This window comes from Mesorhizobium sp. M7A.F.Ca.AU.002.02.1.1 (assembly GCF_003998535.1).
Classification (GTDB): domain Bacteria; phylum Pseudomonadota; class Alphaproteobacteria; order Rhizobiales; family Rhizobiaceae; genus Mesorhizobium; species Mesorhizobium ciceri.
Window position 1 is genome coordinate 1 of record NZ_RZPB01001060.1, and the last position, 1681, is coordinate 1681.

At 63.5% G+C, this 1681-nt stretch carries 2 protein-coding genes; both read right to left on the reverse strand.

Going from position 1 to position 1681, the window contains the following annotated elements; genetic code table 11:
* Positions 1-898: 3-keto-5-aminohexanoate cleavage protein (locus tag EN879_RS34960; protein WP_164774802.1), on the reverse strand; the 898-nt coding region annotated here is incomplete at its 3' end.
* A partial coding sequence (locus EN879_RS34965; RefSeq protein WP_127274664.1) for a 3-hydroxyacyl-CoA dehydrogenase occupies positions 895-1681 on the reverse strand: 787 nt, incomplete at its 5' end. The genes EN879_RS34965 and EN879_RS34960, both read right to left, overlap by 4 nt.

Here is a 1681-nt window from a genome sequence, read left to right on the forward strand (position 1 = left end):
CCTCCATGCCGAGTCCTTCGATGATCTTGCGGGCCAGCAAGACCTGCTCGGCGTTCGATTTGGCAAGCTTGCCCTTGCCCGCCCACAGACTGTCCTCCAGCCCGACGCGGATGTTGCCGCCAAGGGCCGCCGATTGCGCGGCGATGCGCAGTTGGCTGGCGCCGGCGCCCAGCACCGACCACCGGAACTGGTCGCCAAACAGCCGGTCGGCAGTGCGCTTCATATGGGCGACGTCTTCTGGATGCGTGCCGATGCCGCCGAGCAGCCCGAACACCGACTGCACGAAGAAAGGCGGCTTCACCAGCCCACGGTCGGCGAAGTGGGAAAGGTTGTACAGATGGGCGATGTCGTAGCACTCGAACTCGAAGCGCGTGCCGTTGTCGTAGCAGGTCGCCAGAATGTACTCGATGTCCTTGAATGAGTTGCGGAAGACGAGGTCGCGCGTCGCTTCCAGATGCGGCTTTTCCCAATCGAACTTGAAGGTCTCGTATTTGTCGGCCAGGTGATAGAGCCCGAAATTGATCGAGCCCATGTTGAGCGAGGCGACTTCCGGCTTGAACTGGGCGGCCGGGCGCACGCGCTCCTCGACCTTCATGTAGGGGCTGCCACCGGTGGTGATGTTGATGGCGGCGTTGGTGCCTTGCTTGACGCGCGGCAGGAAGCGGGCGAAGGCCTCCGGCGTTTGGTCGGGCTTGCCGGTTTCCGGATCGCGGGCATGCAGATGCAGGATCGCGGCACCGGCTTCCGCCGCCGCGATCGCCTCCGAAGCGATCTGGTCGGGCGTGATCGGCAGATAGGGCGACATGGTCGGCGTGTGGATGGCGCCCGTCACCGCGCAGGTGATGATGACCTTGCCCCTGGTCTGTGCAGGTCCCGGCTTGCGACTGGTTTGCGTCATTCTCCAAACTCCTGATCCGATTTTCTCTTGTGGGCGGCGAGCGCCATGAGCCGGCGGTCACGCCACACCTGCCGGTCGCCTAGGCTTTGCTGTGGCAGTCGCTTGCGGCGATCAGCCTCGACTGTATCGATGACCTTGCCGGCCCAGTCGACGCGCCGCTGCGTCTGGGGAAAGATGTTGGAATAGATGCCCTGATAGCGCTCGACATAGTCGCGCACGCCGCCGGGTGCATTGAGATCGATGGTCTCGAACGGCCCCATGAACGACCAGCGCAGCGCCAGCCCGTCGCGGATGCCGACGTCGACATCCTCGACACTGGCGTAGCCATCGGCGACAAGCCGGAAAGCTTCCTCAAGCAATGCGCCTTGCAGGCGATTCATGATGAAGCCGTCAAGCTCGTGCTGCATGACCAGTGGCGCGTGGCCGGCGTCGACGAGGAAGGCGCGGGTTCTCTCGACCGTCTCGGCCGAGGTCCACGGCGCCGGCACGATTTCGGCCGCCGGAATGAGATAGGGCGGGTTGATCGGATGCACGACCAGGCAGCGCTGCCGCCCTTGCAGATGGTCGGTGAATTTCGACGGCAACAGCGCCGAGGTGGAACTGGCGATGACTGTTCGCGGATCGGCAAGCGTGTCGATCAAGGAGAACACCTTGCGCTTCACCTCGAGATTCTCGGGCGTGTTCTCCTGGATATGCACGGCACCTGCCAACGCCTCTTCAAGCTCGGCGACAACGGAGATACGGTCAAGAACCTCACCGGCTTGCTGTCCCCGCAGAAGATCT